This window comes from Streptantibioticus rubrisoli (assembly GCF_024436055.1).
GTDB lineage: Bacteria > Actinomycetota > Actinomycetes > Streptomycetales > Streptomycetaceae > Streptantibioticus_A > Streptantibioticus_A rubrisoli.
In genome coordinates, this window is record NZ_JANFNH010000032.1 from 1 (window position 1) to 15811 (window position 15811).

At 69.8% G+C, this 15811-nt stretch carries 13 protein-coding genes and 2 riboswitches; of the genes, 11 read left to right on the plus strand and 2 right to left on the minus strand.

What is annotated here, in order from left to right:
• Nucleotides 1–548: 548 nt before the first annotated feature.
• The 7 genes from NON19_RS22790 to NON19_RS22820 all read left to right on the plus strand — a co-directional run bounded on the left by NON19_RS22790 (nucleotide 549) and on the right by NON19_RS22820 (nucleotide 6684).
• Entirely contained in the window at nucleotides 549–887 is a 339-nt protein-coding gene (locus tag NON19_RS22790; protein ID WP_255930768.1) for an ArsR/SmtB family transcription factor, read from the plus strand.
• 451 nt (nucleotides 888–1338) lie between these two features.
• Nucleotides 1339–2082: a divalent metal cation transporter gene (locus NON19_RS22795; RefSeq protein ID WP_255930855.1), complete on the plus strand. Its 744-nt coding sequence runs from the start codon at nucleotides 1339–1341 to the stop codon at nucleotides 2080–2082.
• Nucleotides 2083–2259: 177 nt separating this feature from the next.
• Complete coding sequence (locus tag NON19_RS22800) at nucleotides 2260–2667, plus strand: universal stress protein (protein WP_255930769.1); 408 nt, start codon at nucleotides 2260–2262, stop codon at nucleotides 2665–2667.
• 223 nt (nucleotides 2668–2890) lie between these two features.
• Nucleotides 2891–3067, plus strand: a riboswitch (M-box (ykoK) riboswitch).
• 264 nt (nucleotides 3068–3331) lie between these two features.
• On the plus strand, nucleotides 3332–3613 hold the full coding sequence (locus tag NON19_RS22805) for a hypothetical protein (RefSeq protein WP_255930770.1): 282 nt from the start codon (nucleotides 3332–3334) through the stop codon (nucleotides 3611–3613).
• 103 nt (nucleotides 3614–3716) lie between these two features.
• A riboswitch (M-box (ykoK) riboswitch) is annotated at nucleotides 3717–3890 on the plus strand.
• Between the two features lie 304 nt (nucleotides 3891–4194).
• Entirely contained in the window at nucleotides 4195–5838 is a 1644-nt protein-coding gene (locus NON19_RS22810) for an NRAMP family divalent metal transporter (RefSeq protein WP_255930771.1), read from the plus strand.
• Between the two features lie 89 nt (nucleotides 5839–5927).
• Nucleotides 5928–6296, plus strand: coding sequence for a VOC family protein (locus NON19_RS22815; protein WP_255930772.1), 369 nt, complete (start codon nucleotides 5928–5930; stop codon nucleotides 6294–6296).
• Nucleotides 6297–6348: 52 nt separating this feature from the next.
• Nucleotides 6349–6684 (plus strand): hypothetical protein, encoded by a 336-nt coding sequence (locus tag NON19_RS22820; RefSeq protein WP_255930773.1) that lies wholly within the window; start codon nucleotides 6349–6351, stop codon nucleotides 6682–6684.
• Nucleotides 6685–6754: 70 nt separating this feature from the next.
• Here the strand turns inward: NON19_RS22820 and NON19_RS22825 are convergent, their stop codons facing one another.
• Nucleotides 6755–9232 carry a sensor histidine kinase gene (locus NON19_RS22825; protein WP_255930774.1) on the minus strand — a complete coding sequence of 826 codons (2478 nt, stop codon included), beginning with the start codon at nucleotides 9230–9232 and terminating at the stop codon, nucleotides 6755–6757.
• 438 nt (nucleotides 9233–9670) lie between these two features.
• On the opposite strand from NON19_RS22825, the gene kdpF reads away from it, so the two are divergent.
• Genes kdpF through kdpC form a run of 4 tightly spaced genes read left to right on the plus strand, consistent with a single transcriptional unit; the run spans nucleotide 9671 to nucleotide 14233 of the window.
• Nucleotides 9671–9760: a K(+)-transporting ATPase subunit F gene (gene kdpF, locus NON19_RS22830; RefSeq protein ID WP_255930775.1), complete on the plus strand. Its 90-nt coding sequence runs from the start codon at nucleotides 9671–9673 to the stop codon at nucleotides 9758–9760.
• Nucleotides 9761–9788: 28 nt separating this feature from the next.
• A complete protein-coding gene (gene kdpA / locus NON19_RS22835) occupies nucleotides 9789–11453 on the plus strand; it encodes a potassium-transporting ATPase subunit KdpA (RefSeq protein WP_255930776.1) in 1665 nt (554 codons plus the stop codon).
• A complete protein-coding gene (gene kdpB, locus NON19_RS22840) occupies nucleotides 11453–13579 on the plus strand; it encodes a potassium-transporting ATPase subunit KdpB (protein ID WP_303654189.1) in 2127 nt (708 codons plus the stop codon). The genes kdpA and kdpB overlap by 1 nt, the downstream gene beginning before the upstream one ends.
• An 18-nt stretch (nucleotides 13580–13597) precedes the next feature.
• Nucleotides 13598–14233: a potassium-transporting ATPase subunit KdpC gene (gene kdpC, locus NON19_RS22845; protein WP_255930777.1), complete on the plus strand. Its 636-nt coding sequence runs from the start codon at nucleotides 13598–13600 to the stop codon at nucleotides 14231–14233.
• A 199-nt stretch (nucleotides 14234–14432) separates the two neighbouring features.
• On the opposite strand, the gene NON19_RS22850 is transcribed toward kdpC, so the two are convergent.
• On the minus strand, nucleotides 14433–15791 hold the full coding sequence (locus NON19_RS22850; RefSeq protein WP_255930778.1) for a class I SAM-dependent RNA methyltransferase: 1359 nt from the start codon (nucleotides 15789–15791) through the stop codon (nucleotides 14433–14435).
• Nucleotides 15792–15811: the final 20 nt, after the last annotated feature.

Sequence of the window (15811 nt, forward strand, 5' to 3'; positions counted from 1 at the left end):
TTCATCGCGACCAGCACCGCCGCGAGCACCGCCGCGATCGCGAAGGCCCAGCCCAGCGCTGACCCCAACAGCTCGTCCACGAAGGCACCAGCCACCGGCAGCGCCAACGCCAGCAGGACGATCCCGCCAGTCGGCATTGCGCCGCGTTCGTTCTTCCTGGACCGTGAGGCGCGGCCGGAAGCCTCCCCCACGCCCGCTCTGCGCGAGCCTTCCGCCGCTCGGCCGCGCGGACCCGGCACGCGGCGTGATCGCCGCGCCGTGTCGCGCGAGAGGTACGTGGACCCACTGGGGGCTTCGGCGCTGTGGCCTGTCATTCGCGTTCCTCGTCCGTGGGCCGACGCGTCGGTCCGGCATCGCTTGTCCTGCCCCGCGGGGGGTGTAGGGCCTCGTCCCCCGGCCGTGAAGACACCGCACACCGACCTCTGGTTGCATGCTTGCGCAATGTAGCAAGCATGGAGGCTAAGCTGTCCAGGCGCCTGGAGGCAATGCCGGGCACAGCGTCACGGGGAACGGTGACGTGAACAAAGCCGGGGAAGGGGCCCACAGCGATGGCGGCGGGGACGGGGCGCGAAGATCCCTCGGCGCGGACGATGAGTCTGGCGGCTCAGACGTTCGGCCTTCTCGCCTCCCCCCTGCGGCTGCACATCGTCTTGGTCCTCGCCGAGCGTGAAAGCGACGTCTCGCAGTTGGCGCTGCGCGTGGGCGCGACGCCGCAGGCCGTCAGCCAGCACCTGGCCAAGCTCAAACTCGCCGGAGCGGTACGCGTTCGCACCGAAGGCCGCTACCACGTCTACGCGGTGGCCGATTCCACTTTGGGCACAGCGGCCCGGATGATGCTGGACAAGGCCACTCCGGAACTGGCTGGCAGAACCTCCCTGCTCGGTTGACGCGTCTTGATGAGTTCGTCGGCCAGGCTGCTCAGCCATGGGTGTGTCTTCTTCTCCGCGCGTCCCGCATCGTGGCTTCCCGCCCAACCCGGGTGGGGATACGCCGTGCAGTGCCGAAGCTCTTACGTGGGGGGTGTCCGTACCAAGGGTGGCGTGGTCCGCGCTGCCCTTGTGCGGAGCGCACCGGCGTGCGCTGAGTCGGGGGAGGTGGTCAGATGAGTTCTGGCAGTAGTAGGCGCCCCCACGATCTTTCCACCTGTTTCGGCGTGCGCGCCTGACCCCACTCGGTACCACGCGCTCACTCGATGCGCACGGGTGCGTGAACTGACCGCTGACTTCTGGGAGTTGGCGAGGTAGCCACACCGTACTTCGTGCTGCTCGCAGGCTCCCTGCGCGCCTTGACGAACCACGCTCACCGGCCCTGCGGCCGTCCTCGGCATGCCCGCTCCTGCTGGACGCCGCCCTCGTGGGCGCGAACGCCGTTGCCCTCGCCACCACCTACACCCTCGGCGACACGGTCAAGAAGCGTCACTCGCTGCACTGGAAGATCTCCGAGGCCCCGGTGTTCTACGTCGGCTACGCCGCCTTGATCGGCATCTCCGCCACTATCACCCTCGTCTCCAACGACCACGTACAGGGGCTCATCACACAGGGCGTCCAGGCATTGGCAGGCGTGTTGCTCCCGTCGGCGACCGTCTTCCTCGTCCTGCTGTGCAACGACCGCCCCGTACCGGGGCCGTGGGTGAACAGTGTCAGGCAGAACATCGTCGCCGGAATCATCGTCTGGGCTCTCGTGCTGCTCTCGCTCGCGTTGACCGCGGCCACGTTCTTCCCCGACCTGACCACCGCCCAGCTGGAACTCGGCTTCGGCATCGGCACGGTTGTCGGCATCGTCGGCGGAGCCTTCGTCGCCCTTCGGTCCCGCGCCACGACCAGGGCAGCCGCGGCGCGAGAGGGCACTTCGACGGACGCCTCGGATGCGACCGGGCTCGCCGGACCGGACCGGGGGCGGCCGAACGCAAGGCGAAGCTCGACGCCGACCGCATGGTCTGGCGCACGCCCAACCTGGCCACGCTGGAGCGGCCGAAGTTCTCCCCCGCTGCGCAAGGCGGGCCTGATCACCCTGCGCGGCTACCTGCTCCTGGCCGTGATCCTGGTCATCGTCAAGATCGCCCAACTGGCGGCGGGCAGCTGATCAATCGTGGTGCGGTGGCCGGAAACGGACCGGCCACCGCACCAGGTGGAGGCCGGTTGGCGAAGCCTTGGGAGAATCAACTCGTCGACGCCTAGGCCGAGTTGGCGGCGACGCTGGTGATGGCGACAGCGACGGCCCTCCGCTCCCCCGCACCGCATCACGTAGGGAGGTAAACCCATGGTCGATCACGCCCCGCTCATCCTGGTCGGGTACAACGGCACCCCGCACGGCGACCGCGCACTCGCCTACGCCGTCGGCCAGGCCACACGCATGGGTGCCGAACTACTGCTCATGGTCGCGGGCGAAGACCCGGCCCTGTGGCCCACCCACGCGGCCCGTCGGACACGCCGCATACGCGCCCTGTTAGCCCGCGCCGAAGAGCAGCTCGCCGGTTTGGGAACCCGGTGGCGGCTGGGAATCAGCGACGCGGAACCCACCCAGGCACTGTCCGACTCGGCCCACCGCTACCACGCCGACCTCATCGTCGTCGGATCCTCGGGGAAGGGCTGGCACCGCCTGTTCTCCGACCGCGTCGGCTGCTCCCTCGCCCGCACCACCCACACGCCCTTCCTCATCGCCCCCTGAGCCCACGAACGAAGTCAGCCACCCCCGCGCCTGTGCGCTGCCGCCGTCACCATTGCTCCCGAGTGCCGAAGTCTCGCCAACCCCTCCCCGAGCGGGTCCGGCGCTTTCCGCAGGCGTCGTCCGCGACAGCCGCAGAGGGCCACCGCGAATGTGGCCGGTTTCACCCCTCTCGCACGGATTCGCAGTTTGACGGAACAGGGCGGGTGCGTGACCGTTGAGTGTGTCAGCACCTCGTTAGGCGAGGCTTCTGCGTGGACACAGGCCACTGACCTCGAACGTCGAGAGACGCCCCAGGTCAGGACAGCTCACCTCGGCACAAGGGGTGAGCCCAAGTGGCTCTCCGGCCGCCAGGCCGGGAGTACGCCGCGCAGTGCTGAAGCCCGGACGAGAGAGGTGCCCTCCCATGGCGGGGGCTCCTCGGCCCTGTTCGATGACACCCGTGTGTGTCCTGGCCGCGAGGAGGTGAGGGACATGAGTCCTTGGTCCAGTCCAGAGCCCGACTCCGGGCATGCTCATCCGTCCCCGCTTGATCGCGGCCCGCGCGCCCGCTGAACCCACCGGCTCACCCCCCTTCGGCTCCTCGCCGGGGCGAGGGTGGTGGTGGGCGCTGAGGCGATACCAACCGTGGTCCCGCGATCAGGCTCTCCTCGCGAAGGAGTCAGCCATGCGCATCGAACTGACCTGGCCGCGCCACGGCGCCGCCGACCGGACGCTGACCGTCCCCGTGCCCGCCCTTCCCGCTCGCGAGCTGCTGCGGCCCGCGCTCCGTCACGCGCACCAGGCGTGGACGCCCGCGGTCGCGCGGCGCGCACTGGCCTACGCGGAGCCCGTGGCGAGCAGCGCCGCCAGTGCCGCAGGCGCTGGAGCGCTCGCGCAGCTGACCCTGCCGTTCGTCATCGGCCGGGTCCAGCAGGCACTGTGCGACGCCTCGGGCCAGACCGCCTGAGCCACCCGCCGGGCACGGAGCACGGAGCACGGAGCACGGTCAAGAATCGGCAATACGGTCGTGAGCACATGCGTGCCAGGGCTACAGTTAATAGGGTTTTTGAAAGGCACCTCGTTCGGTGAGGCGTCTTCACGGACACAGGCCACTGATCCCACCCGTCGAGAGACGCTCCGGATCAGGACAGGTCTCCCCGGGCTAAGGGGTGACCCCAAGTGGCTTCCCGCTTCTGGCGGGACACGCCGTGGAGTGCCAAAGCTCTGACGAGTTGGGGTGAACCGGCCGCTTGTGCGGGCTGGTCCGCTCCTTGCCGAGTCGACGCTGACGCGACCGATCGCGTCCCGGCCGGAAGGAGGCGAGAGACATGGATTGCAGTAGCAGTAGTCCGGGCCACAGTCGGCCCTTCATCCCCGTGTTCTCGCATTCTTCCGGCACGCGGTAACCACCTTCCCTGCGCGGCCCCGACCGCGCGATGCCCTGGTGTGGTACGCCTACCGGCGGCACACCGTGCGCGCCTGCGCGCAGGGCGGATGACTGCCGCGTGCCCCTGACCTCCCCGATGAGGGGGGATTGGGAGGTACGTCATGACCAACACCACCGTTGAGGCGACCGTCGCCCCTGCGCGTGCCGCGGTGCTGGACGACGCGCACGTCGGTGACATCCGTGGTGCGCTCGGCACGATCAGGCTGGATGACACCGCGCCGCGCACCGGCCTGTCGGCCAAGCTGAAGACGCTGTTGGCGATCGTCGGTCCCGGCCTGATCGTGATGGTCGGCGACAACGACGCCGGTGCCTTCGCCACCTACGGGCAGGCCGGGCAGAACTACGGCACCAAGCTGCTGTGGACGCTGCTGCTGCTCATCCCCGTGCTGTACGTCAACCAGGAGATGGTGCTGCGGCTCGGCGCGGTCACCGGTGTCGGGCACGCCCGGCTGATCCTTGAGCGGTTCGGCAAGTTCTGGGGCGCGTTCTCCGTCATCGACCTTTTCCTGCTCAACGGCCTGACGCTGGTGACGGAGTTCATCGGCATCACGCTGGCCGCCGGATACCTGGGGCTGCCCAAGGCGGCATCCGTCGTGCTGGCCGCGGCGATCATCATCGCCTCGGCGTTCACCGGCTCCTTCCAGCGCTTCGAGCGGATCGCGATCGCGCTGTGCGCGGCCTCGCTGCTGCTGGTGCCGATCTACTTCATGGTCCACCCGGCCACCTCGCAGATGGCCCACGACTTCGTGGTGCCCACCATGCCTGGTGGTTCGGGCGAGTTGGCCACCGTCATGCTGCTGATCATCGGCATCGTCGGCACCACGGTGGCGCCCTGGCAGCTGTTCTTCCAGCAGTCGTACGTCATCGACAAGCGGATCACCCCGCGGTTCATGAAGTACGAGAAGGTCGACCTGTGGATCGGCATCGCCGTGGTGGTCATCGGTGCCGCCGCCATGATGGGTTTCACCGCCGCCGCGTTCGCCGGGACCAAGGGCTTCGGCAACTTCGGTGACGCGGGCGGGATCGCCACCGGCCTTGAGGCCCACGCGGGCAAGCTCGTCGGGGTGCTGTTCGCCGTCGCGTTGCTGGACGCCTCGATCATCGGCGCGTTCGCGGTCTCGCTGTCCACCGCCTACGCCATCGGCGACGTCTTCGGGATGAAGCACTCGCTGCACCGCGGGGTCAAGGGCGCCAAGGGCTTCTACGCCGTCTACGCCGGACTGGTGGCCGCCGCTGCCGCGATCGTGCTGCTCCCGGGCTCGCCGCTGGGGCTGCTGACCGAGGGCGTGCAGACCCTCGCCGGTGTGCTGCTGCCGTCCGCGTCGGTCTTCCTGCTGCTGCTGTGCAACGACAAGGCCGTCCTCGGTCCGTGGGTCAACGGGCCGAAGACCAATGCCTTCACCACCGCGGTCGTCGGTGTGCTGGTGATGCTCTCGATCATCCTCACCGCCTCGGTCCTCTTCCCGAACATCACCGCGAACGCGATCCTCGACATCATGGCCGCCTGCGGCGTGGTGGGAGTCCTGGCCGTCGGCTGGGCCCTGACCCGCCGCCGCACCGCAACCAAGGAAGACCCCATCGACCGCACCGGACGCGACACCTGGCGGATGCCCCCGCTGGAGACGCTCACCCAGCCGACCATGTCCACCGCCCGCAAGGTCGGCATGGGCGCGCTGCGCGGATACCTCCTGGTCGCCATGGTCCTGGTCGTCCTCAAGATCGTGGAAGTCGCCCTCGGTCACTGAGCACCAGCGCTGTCCGGGGCGCCGCCCCGGTACCCCGGACAGCCTTCGGATCACAGACCACGCCACCTCTCGACGGAGGCACGTCCGCCATGCTCGCCGCACTCGACCACGTACAACTCGCCACCCCGCCCGGCAGCGAGGAACTCCTGCGCGCCTTCTACATCGGCGCGTTGGGCATGACCGAGATCCCCAAGCCACCGGTACTGGCCGCTCGCGGCGGCTGCTGGTTCGCCACCCCCGACGGCACAGTCCAGCTCCACCTCGGCGTCGAAGACCCCTTCCGCCCGGCGCTCAAAGCCCACCCCGGGCTGCGCGTCACCGGCATCGACGCCTTCGCCGAACGCATCGCCTCGCACGGCGCCCCGGTGGTGTGGGACGACAACCTGCCCGGCCACCGCCGCTTCTACAGCACCGACCCGGTCGGCAACCGCCTCGAATTCCTCCAACCCCTCGCCTGACCAACTCACCACACCGGCTCGGGCTTCACCAGCGCCACGAAGGGAGGTACCCATGTACGTACTCGACCGCCTGCTGCTGGGCTCCGTGGAGCGCCTGGTCGACCGCACCCCTTCAGCCTCCGCCGACTTCCCCGTGCAGGTCACGGTGCACACCGTCTGCGACGCCCAGGCAGAGGCCCACGTACGCACCCTGCTCACCCAAGCCCTCAGCGGCCCTGGCGTGCCAGTGCCCATCAACTCCCGTACGACGATGGATGGTTCGGCCACACTGGAGGCGAGCGTCACCGTCAACGGCCCGGCCGCCGCACCAATGGCCCGGGTGCTCACCCACGTATGGCTCGAACCCGGCGTACAGGCCGTCCGCTGGGAGCTGTCACCAACGGGCTGAGAGCGTGATCCGCGAGCGGTGCCCGTTTCGCCATCGGGGTTGGTGCCGCCCGGTATGCCTGTCTCATCGCTCAGCGGTGCGCCGAGGTCGGGAAGGTCAGCGTCACCGAGAAGGCGGAGCCGTTCATGGTGTGTTCCAGGGTGCCGCCCATCGCCTCCGCGAGGTCACGCGACAGCCGCAACTCCAGGCTGTCTGGTCGCGAGTCAGGGACCGTGCCCGGGGACGTGGTGTCCGCCGTGCCGTCGGTGAGCCGGACCAGCAGCCGGTCGGGCAGCACCTCGGCGGTCAGGGTGGGGGGCCGGTCCTGCGGGCTGTGCCGTAGGGCGTCCGCGCTGAGCGCGGTGAGGATGCGGGTCAGCGCGGCCGCGTCGGCGATGACGTCGGGCATCCGCGGCGGCAGCCGGAGCAGGATGGTGTGCCCGCCGGGACCCAGGTCGTCCAGGGTCGCGGCCAGCACCTCGTCCAGGTCGACCGGGCGCATGTACAGGTCCAGCGCTCCGGCGTGCAGTCGGCCCAACCGGTCCAGGTCGGCGACGAGTTGAACGGCCCGACGCACCGCCGTGCGGGCGGAGTTGAGCCACCGGTCCCGCTCCTGGGCCGAGGTGCCGGGCTGCCGTAGCCGATCCAGCGCCGCCTCCGCCGAGTGCAGCGGGGCGCGCAGATCGCGCCCCGCGGTCAGCAGCAGCGAGGCGCGGGTGCGTTCGGCGGCGGCGAGGCTGTCCGTCTCGGCGGCGCGCCGGGCCAGTCGGCCGTGCGCGTGCGCCAGCCCCAACTGGGCCGCGCACGCGGTGAGCACCCGCTGGTCATCGGCGCTCAGCGCCCGGCCGCGGGCGGCCAGTGTGAGGTCGTCGTCGATCGGGCTCTCCACGTCCGCCTCGTAGGGCCGCTCAGGGGGGAGTTCGCCCGCGCTGGCGATGACATACCAGTGGGGTCGCGAGCCCTGTGCCCGGTCGCGTTCCAGGAGGCTGACCGCGGCCAGGCCGAAGTACTCCCGTACCAGTTCCAGCAGGGCGGGCAGGTTCTGCCCGTGCATCATGGCGGTCGCCAGCCGGGTCAGGGCGCGCGCCTCCGTGGTCGCTCGCAGGGCCTGGTAGGTACGCCGGGCGGCGGTCCCGGCCGCGGTGCCGACGAGGACAGCGGTGGCGATGAAGACCACCAGCGCCAGGATGTCGCTGAGGTGCTCGATGTTCAGCGAGTGAAGGGGTCGGGTGAAGAAGTAGTCGGTCAGCAGCCCGGCGGCGACCGCGACGACCAGCGCCGGGTACACGCCGCCGACAAGGGCGATCACCACGATCGCCAGCATGTAGAGCACGAGGTCGCTGGCGAGGCCGAGGTGGCCGCGCAGCACTACCAGCACGGCGGTCAGCGCGGGCAGCAGCAGCGCCGCGGCGGCCATCGCCGACCAGTACCGGCGCGAGCCGATGCCGCGAATCGGGTGCGGCAACCGCAGCAGCGGGGTAGCGGCACCCGCGGCCTGCTCATGGGTGACGATGTGCACGTCGATGGGGCCCGAACCATCGATGGTGCGCTTGCCCACGCCCGCCCGCAGCAGTGAGCGCAGCCGCCCCCGGCGGCTGGCGCCCAGCACGATCTGGGTGACGTTCTCCGCCTCCGCGAACTGCAACAGCGCCTCGACGACGTCCTCGCCCGTGGTCTGGTGGTAGCTGCCGCCCAGCGCCTCGACCAGCGTCCGCTGCTGGTCCAGCGCCGCCGGGTCGGCGTCGGCCAGACCGTCGCTGGGGACGACGTGCACGGCCAGCAGTTCGCTGCCCGGCGTTTTGGCGGTGATCCGGGCGGCGCGGCGGATCAGCGTCTCGCTCTCCGGGCCGCCCGTCAGACCGACCAGGATCCGCTCCCGGGTCTCCCAGGGCGCGGCGATCCCGTGCTCCGCTCGATACCGCTGCAACCCCTCCTCCACCCGGTCGGCCAGCCACAGCAGTGCCAGCTCGCGCAGCGCGGTGAGGTTGCCGACCCGGAAGTAGTGGGTGAGCGCGGCCTCGATGCGGTCCGGCGGGTAGATGTCCCCGTGTGCCAACCGGCGGCGCACCACCTCGGGCGGCAGGTCCACCAACTCGATCTGGTCGGCCCGCCGGGCCACCTCGTCCGGCAGCGTCTCCTGCTGCCTGACTCCGGTGATCTGCTCGACCACGTCGTTGAGGGACTCCAGGTGTTGCACGTTCAGCGTGGTGACCACGTCGATGCCCGCCGCCAGCAGTTCCTCCACGTCCTGCCACCGCTTGGCGTTGCGCGATCCCGGCACGTTGGTGTGGGCCAGCTCGTCGACCAGGGCGACCTGCGGACGGCGGGCCAGCACCGCGTCCAGGTCCATCTCGGTGAAGTGCGAGCCCCGGTAGGCCAGGGGGCGGCGGGGTACGGTCTCCAGGCCCTCGGCCAGGACCATCGTCGGCCGTCGGCCGTGCGGTTCGAACAGTCCGATCACCACGTCGGTGCCCTGGGAGCGCAGCCGCTGGCCCTCCTTGAGCATGGCGTAGGTCTTGCCGACCCCGGGTGCGGCCCCGAGGTAGATGCGCAACCGCCCACGCGCCATTGGCGTCGCTCCCGCCGACTCGTCACGCCCCACTCCCATGGTGCCCCGAGGCCGCTACGAGGCGGTGTTCGAGCCATGCCGCGTGTCCGTAAGCCACAGGATCGCCTCAGCCGTCGAACAGCGTGGTCAGTCTCCTTTCGTCGGCCCGGACCACTCATTTGGCCGCGGCGTGTCAAACGCTCATCCATGCGCTGCTCGATAACGTCAGAACTCCGCTGACGGGGGTCGTCGGCGGGGACTGGTAGCCCTTGTCCGCGAGGGCCGGTTTGAGTCGGCACCGCCCTCGGCTTGAGCGCCCCACGTCTTCACGCCGCGGCCGAGCGGTCCCTTCCGTCGTCTGCTCCGCGGGGTGTCGCGCATGTCGGACCTTGTCTACGTCGCCCTCACCATCGTGGTCTTCGCCCTCATCGGGCTGGCCGCCAAGGGAGTGCGGCGACTGTGAGCGTCGAGAACATCGTGGGGCTGGTCGTCGCCATCGGCCTGGTCCTCTATCTGGTGCTCTGCCTGATCTTCCCCGAGAAGTTCTAGCCGGCTCCCGCAACCGGAGATGTTCCCCATGAACGAAACTCTGGCGGGCTGGCTGCAGATCCTCGCCCTGGTGGGCGCGCTGGCCCTGTCCTTCCGGCCGCTGGGCGACTACCTGGCCCATGTCCTTACCTGCCCGCGGCACTGGCGGGTGGAGCGGCTGGTCTACCGGGTCGGTGGTGTGCGGGGGGACGCCGACCAGCCCTGGCCCGCCTATCTACGCGGCCTACTGGCGTTCTCCGCGGTGTCGGTGCTGTTCCTGTACGCCTTCCAGCGGTTGCAGAACCATCTGCTGCTCTCGGTCGGCACGAAGCCGGTGGCCCCGGACCTCGCCTTCAACACGGCGGCGTCGTTCGTCACCAACACCAACTGGCAGAGCTACTCCGGCGAGTCGGCCATGGGCCATCTGGTACAGATGGCGGGTCTGGCGGTACAGAACTTCGTCTCCGCCGCCGTGGGCATCGCCGTGGTGGCCGCCCTGATTCGCGGCTTCACCCGGAAGAAGACCGACCGGGTCGGCAACTTCTGGGTGGACCTCACCAGGATCGTGCTGCGGGTGCTGCTGCCGATCTCCTTCGTGATGGCGATCGTGCTGGTCGCCGGTGGCACGATCCAGAACTTCCACGGCATCCAGTCGATCACGACGATCGCGGGCGACCACCAGAGCATCACCGGCGGACCGGTCGCCTCACAGGAGGCCATCAAGGAACTGGGCACCAACGGCGGCGGCTTCTACAACGCCAACTCCACGCACCCCTTCGAGAACCCCAACCCGTTCACCAACTGGCTGGAGATCTACCTGCTGTTGGTGATCGGATTCTCACTACCGCGCACCTTCGGAAGGATGGTCGGCGACAACCGTCAGGGCTACGCGATCGTCGCCGTGATGGGGCTTGTCTGGGCGGCCTCGGTGGCGATCGTCACTGCCAACGAACTGCACAGCGTGAGCAGTTCGGCCGGGCACGCGGCGGGCGGAATGATGGAGGGCAAGGAGCAGCGGTTCGGCATCTGGGCCTCCGCGCTGTTCGCCGTGTCCACCACGCTCACCTCCTGCGGTGCGGTCAACTCCTTCCACGACTCGTACACGCCGGGCGGCGGCGGGATGACCATCTTCAACATGATGCTGGGCGAGATCGCACCCGGCGGCACCGGCTCCGGGCTCTACGGCATCCTGATCCTTGCCATCGTCACCGTCTTCGTCGCCGGGCTGATGGTGGGCCGCACCCCCGAGTACCTGGGTAAGAAGCTCGGCGCGCGGGAGATGAAGTTCGCCTCGCTGTACATCCTCACCACTCCGGGGCTGGTGCTGGTGGGGGCAGGCCTCGCGATGGCGCTGCCGGGAGAGCGGGCCGCGATGCTCAACTCGGGCCAGCACGGCTTCTCCGAGGTGCTGTACGCGTTCACCTCGGCCGCCAACAACAACGGTTCGGCGTTCGCGGGGCTTTCTGCCAACACCGCCTGGTACAACACCGCACTCGGCCTGGTGATGATCCTGGGCCGCTTCCTGCCCATGGTCTTCGTCCTCGCACTGTCCGGATCGCTCGCCCGGCAGCAGCCGGTGCCGGTCACCGCGGGCACCCTGCCCACCCACCGGCCGCAGTTCGTCGGCCTGCTCACGGGCGTGCTCCTCATCGTCGTCGGCCTCACCTACTTCCCCGCCCTCGCACTCGGGCCACTCGCGGAAGGGTTGCGCTGATGCCCACGGCCGCCGCACATCGCCCGGTGTCCAAAGACCCGTTGCCACCCAGCACGCACCGCGTCTCCGGTGGGATGCTCGACCCCAGGCAGCTGGCGACCTCCTTGCCCGACGCGCTGCGCAAGCTCGATCCGCGGGTCATGGTCCGCAATCCCGTGATGTTCGTCGTGGAGGTCGGCGCCGTGCTGACCACGCTCTCGGCGATCAAGGACCCCAGCGTGTTCGCCTGGGTGATCACCGTATGGCTGTGGCTGACCGTCGTCTTCGCCAACCTGTCCGAGGCCGTCGCCGAGGGGCGGGGCAAGGCACAGGCCGAGACGCTGCGCAGGGCGAAAACCGCCACCATGGCCCGTCGGCTGCCCGCCGACTGGCGGCCGGGCGCCACCGGCCTTTCCGAAGCGGAGGTTGCGGCGACCGAACTGCGGCTGGGCGACCATGTGGTGGTCGAGGCGGGCCAGATCATCCCCGGCGACGGCGATGTCGTCGAAGGTGTCGCCAGCGTCGACGAGTCAGCGATCACCGGCGAGTCGGCGCCGGTCATCCGTGAGTCAGGCGGCGACCGCTCGGCGGTCACCGGAGGCACGAAGGTGCTCTCCGACCGGATCGTCGTGCGGATCACCTCGAAACCAGGGGAAACCTTCATCGACCGGATGATCGCCCTGGTGGAGGGCGCGGCTCGGCAGAAGACCCCCAACGAGATCGCGCTGAACATCCTGCTGGCCTCACTCACCATCATCTTTCTGGTGGCAGTCGTGACGTTGCAGCCGTTCGCCATCTTCGCGGGCGCCGAACAAAGCATCGTGATCCTGGTGGCGCTGGTGGTGGCCCTGATCCCGACCACCATCGGCGCGCTGCTGTCCGCGATCGGCATCGCGGGCATGGACCGCCTGGTGCAGCGCAACGTACTGGCCATGTCCGGCCGGGCCGTTGAGGCGGCGGGAGACGTGAACACCCTGCTGCTGGACAAGACCGGCACCATCACTCTGGGCAACCGTCAGGCCGCCGAGTTCCTGCCGGTGAGCGGGGTCCCGGTGGAGGGACTGGCGGACGCCGCCCAGTTGTCCTCCCTGGCCGACGAGACGCCCGAGGGACGCTCGATCGTCGTCCTGGCCAAGGAGCGGTACGCGCTACGCGGGCGCACCGAAGGGGAGTTGGCGCACGCCGAGTTCGTGCCGTTCACCGCACAGACCCGGATGTCCGGGGTGGACCTGGACACCAGCCGCTCACTGCGCAAGGGCGCGGCGACCGCCGTCATGCGCTGGGTCAGAGAGCACGGCGGACACCCCACCGAGGAGGTCGGCCCGATCGTGGACGGCATCTCCGCGAGCGGCGGCACACCACTGGTCGTCGGCGAGGTCACCCGCCAGGAAGGCACGAGCACGGCCCGCATCCTCGGCGTCATCCACCTCAAGGACGTGGTCAAGCAGGGCATCCGCGAGCGCTTCGACGAGCTGCGCCGGATGGGCATCAAGACCGTGATGATCACCGGTGACAACCCGCTGACCGCCGCCGCGATCGCCGAGGAGGCGGGGGTGGACGACTTCCTCGCGGAGGCGACTCCCGAGGACAAGATGGCGCTGATCAAGCGGGAGCAGTCGGGCGGCAAGCTGGTCGCGATGACCGGTGACGGCACCAACGACGCGCCCGCGCTGGCCCAGGCCGATGTGGGCGTGGCGATGAACACCGGTACCTCGGCCGCCAAGGAGGCCGGGAACATGGTGGACCTGGACTCCAACCCCACCAAGCTCATCGAGATCGTGGAGATCGGCAAGCAACTGCTGATCACCCGGGGCGCGTTGACGACCTTCTCCATCGCCAACGACGTGGCGAAGTACTTCGCCATCATCCCCGCCATGTTCGCCAGCGTCTACCCGGGCCTGCACCGACTGAACATCATGGGCCTGCACAGCCCCACATCGGCGATCTCCTCGGCGATCATCTTCAACGCGCTGATCATCATCGCCCTGATCCCGCTCGCACTGCGTGGCGTGCGCTACCGGCCCTCCTCGGCGTCCTCGCTGCTCAACCGCAACATCGTGCTGTACGGCTTCGGCGGACTGGTGCTGCCGTTCATCGGCATCAAACTGATCGACCTGCTCGTCCAGTTCGTCCCCGGACTGCACTGACCAAGGAAGGCGATTCCCTTGGCTGGCTCCCTCACCCGGCTGCTCCGCCACCACCTGGCGGCGCTGCGGATGCTGCTGGTGTTCACGGTCATCACAGGCATCGCCTATCCCCTGGTGGTGACCGGAATCGCCCAGGCCGTCTTCCCACACCAGGCCAACGGGTCGTTGGTCAAGGACGGCGGAGGGCCGGTCGCCTCCTCGCTCATCGGCCAGAGGTTCAACCTGCCGTCCCAGAAGGGCCAGCCCTCCGGCTCTCCCGACCCGAAGTGGTTCCAGCCCCGTCCCTCCGCGGCCGGCCCCGCGGGCTACGATCCGAAAAGCTCCGGCGCCTCCAACCTCGGCCCCAACAACGCTGGACTGGTCAAGGCCGTCAGGGACCGGCGGACCGCGGTCGCCGCCTTCGACCGCGTGCCGCCGAGCAGCGTCCCACCCGACGCGCTCACCGCCTCCGGCTCCGGCCTCGACCCGGACATCTCACCCGCGTACGCCTACGAGCAGGTCAACCGGGTGGCCAAGGCCCGCAGCCTGGACCCGGCAGCGGTACGGAAGCTGGTCGCCGAGCACGTCCAAGGCCGCACCCTCGGGTTCCTGGGTCAAGGACGCGTCAATGTCATCGTGCTCAACCACGATCTCGCCGCACTGAAGCGACGATGAGACTGAACCCGATCCCACACCGCGCCGCCCGGGTGAGCTCCCCCTCACCGGGCGGCGTGCGGACCCGCCAGGGAGCGGAGCAGCGGCCACAAACGCGCCTGGCGCGCCATCAGAAAGGGCGTCAGGAGCGCCACTTCAGCGTCAAGGCACCGCCCATACCGCCCACCCCAGCCATAATGCGCCCGCGCAAAACCGCAGGTCACGAGCCCTTAGCGACAGGCTCCAAAATCGCCACGCACTCCACATGATGCGTCATCGGAAACAGGTCGAACGCCCGTAGGGACACCGGGCGGTAGCCCTCGGTCGCGAAGTAGGACAGGTCGCGGGCGAGGGCCGCGGGGTCGCAGGCGACGTAGGCGATGCGGCGGGGGGCCAGCGAGGCGAGGTGGCGGACGGTGGGCTTGCCTGCGCCTACCCGGGGCGGGTCGAGGACGACGAGGTCGGTCTCGGTGATGCCGGTGCGGGGCAGGACCTGTTCGACCTTGCCGTGTTCGATGCGTACCCGGTCCAGGTCGGCGAGGTTGTGGCGGGCGTCCTCCACCGCGCGCTTGTTGGACTCGATGGCGAGCACCGCACCGCGGTCGCCGAGGCGTTCGCGCAGCGCGCCCGCGAACAGGCCGACGCCGCAGTACAGGTCGAGCGCGGTCTCCCCCTTGCGCGGCTTCAGTGCGTCCAGTACCGCGCCCACCAGGATGTCCGCGGCCTGCGGGTGGACCTGCCAGAAGCCGCCGGAGCCGACCCGCCAGGTGCGGCCGATCGCCCGCTCGCGGACGAAGCCGCGGCCGTGCACCCGGTGCACCCCGCCCTGCTCGTCCACCCGCATCACGGAGACCGGGCGGTCGAGTTCCACGATGGGCAGCCGACCGCCGGGGGCCGGGGTGACGATCACCTGGCGGTCCGAGGAGCCGGTCGCCGCGATGGCCTCGACGGCGGAGACCCCGGTCCAGTCGCGGGACTCGATGCCGAGTTCGGTGACGCCCGGGGCGGCGATCAGACAGCGGTCGATCGGCTCGACCTCGTGCGAGCGGTGCCGCCGCAGTCCGGCCCGGCCCTCGGCGTCCACCGCGTACTGCACCCGGGTGCGCCACGCCGGGACCTGGCCCTTGGCCACCTTGTCGCCGGGGGCGGGCTCGACGGTGCCGTCCCAGCCCGCCTCCTCGGGGGTGAGCCCGGCGAGCCGCGACAACTGCTCGGTGATGACGGCGACCTTCAGCCGCCGTTGCGCGCCGGGCGCCACGTGCTGCCAGTCGCAGCCGCCGCACCTGCCGGGGCCGGAGAACGGGCAGGGCGCCGCCACCCGGTCGTTGGCGGCGTGCAGCACCTCGACCGCGTCGGCCCGCAGGAACCGCGACTCCTCGCCGCCCTCGGTGACCTCGGCGATCACCCGCTCACCGGGAAGCGCGTGCCGTACGAACAGCACCCGGCCCTCGTGGCGGGCGATGCAGTGCCCGCCGTGCGCGACCGGGCCGACCTCGACCTCGTACCGCTCGCCCACCAGCGAGCCGCCGCCCGCGGTGTCCTGGTCCTGCGTACGGTTGGTACGGGTGCGGTTCTTCACGGTGCGGGGGCTCCTGAGCA

Excerpts from the sequence above, each read along its gene's own strand:
- NON19_RS22810 (WP_255930771.1), top strand. The coding sequence starts at position 4,195 with ATGACCAACACCACCGTTGAGGCGACCGTCGCCCCTGCGCGTGCCGCG.
- NON19_RS22790 (WP_255930768.1), top strand. The coding sequence starts at position 549 with ATGGCGGCGGGGACGGGGCGCGAAGATCCCTCGGCGCGGACGATGAGT.
- NON19_RS22820 (WP_255930773.1), top strand. The coding sequence starts at position 6,349 with ATGTACGTACTCGACCGCCTGCTGCTGGGCTCCGTGGAGCGCCTGGTC.
- kdpA (WP_255930776.1), top strand. The coding sequence starts at position 9,789 with ATGAACGAAACTCTGGCGGGCTGGCTGCAGATCCTCGCCCTGGTGGGC.
- NON19_RS22805 (WP_255930770.1), top strand. The coding sequence starts at position 3,332 with ATGCGCATCGAACTGACCTGGCCGCGCCACGGCGCCGCCGACCGGACG.
- NON19_RS22825 (WP_255930774.1), bottom strand. The coding sequence starts at position 9,232 with ATGGCGCGTGGGCGGTTGCGCATCTACCTCGGGGCCGCACCCGGGGTC.
- kdpB (WP_303654189.1), top strand. The coding sequence starts at position 11,453 with ATGCCCACGGCCGCCGCACATCGCCCGGTGTCCAAAGACCCGTTGCCA.
- NON19_RS22800 (WP_255930769.1), top strand. The coding sequence starts at position 2,260 with ATGGTCGATCACGCCCCGCTCATCCTGGTCGGGTACAACGGCACCCCG.
- NON19_RS22815 (WP_255930772.1), top strand. The coding sequence starts at position 5,928 with ATGCTCGCCGCACTCGACCACGTACAACTCGCCACCCCGCCCGGCAGC.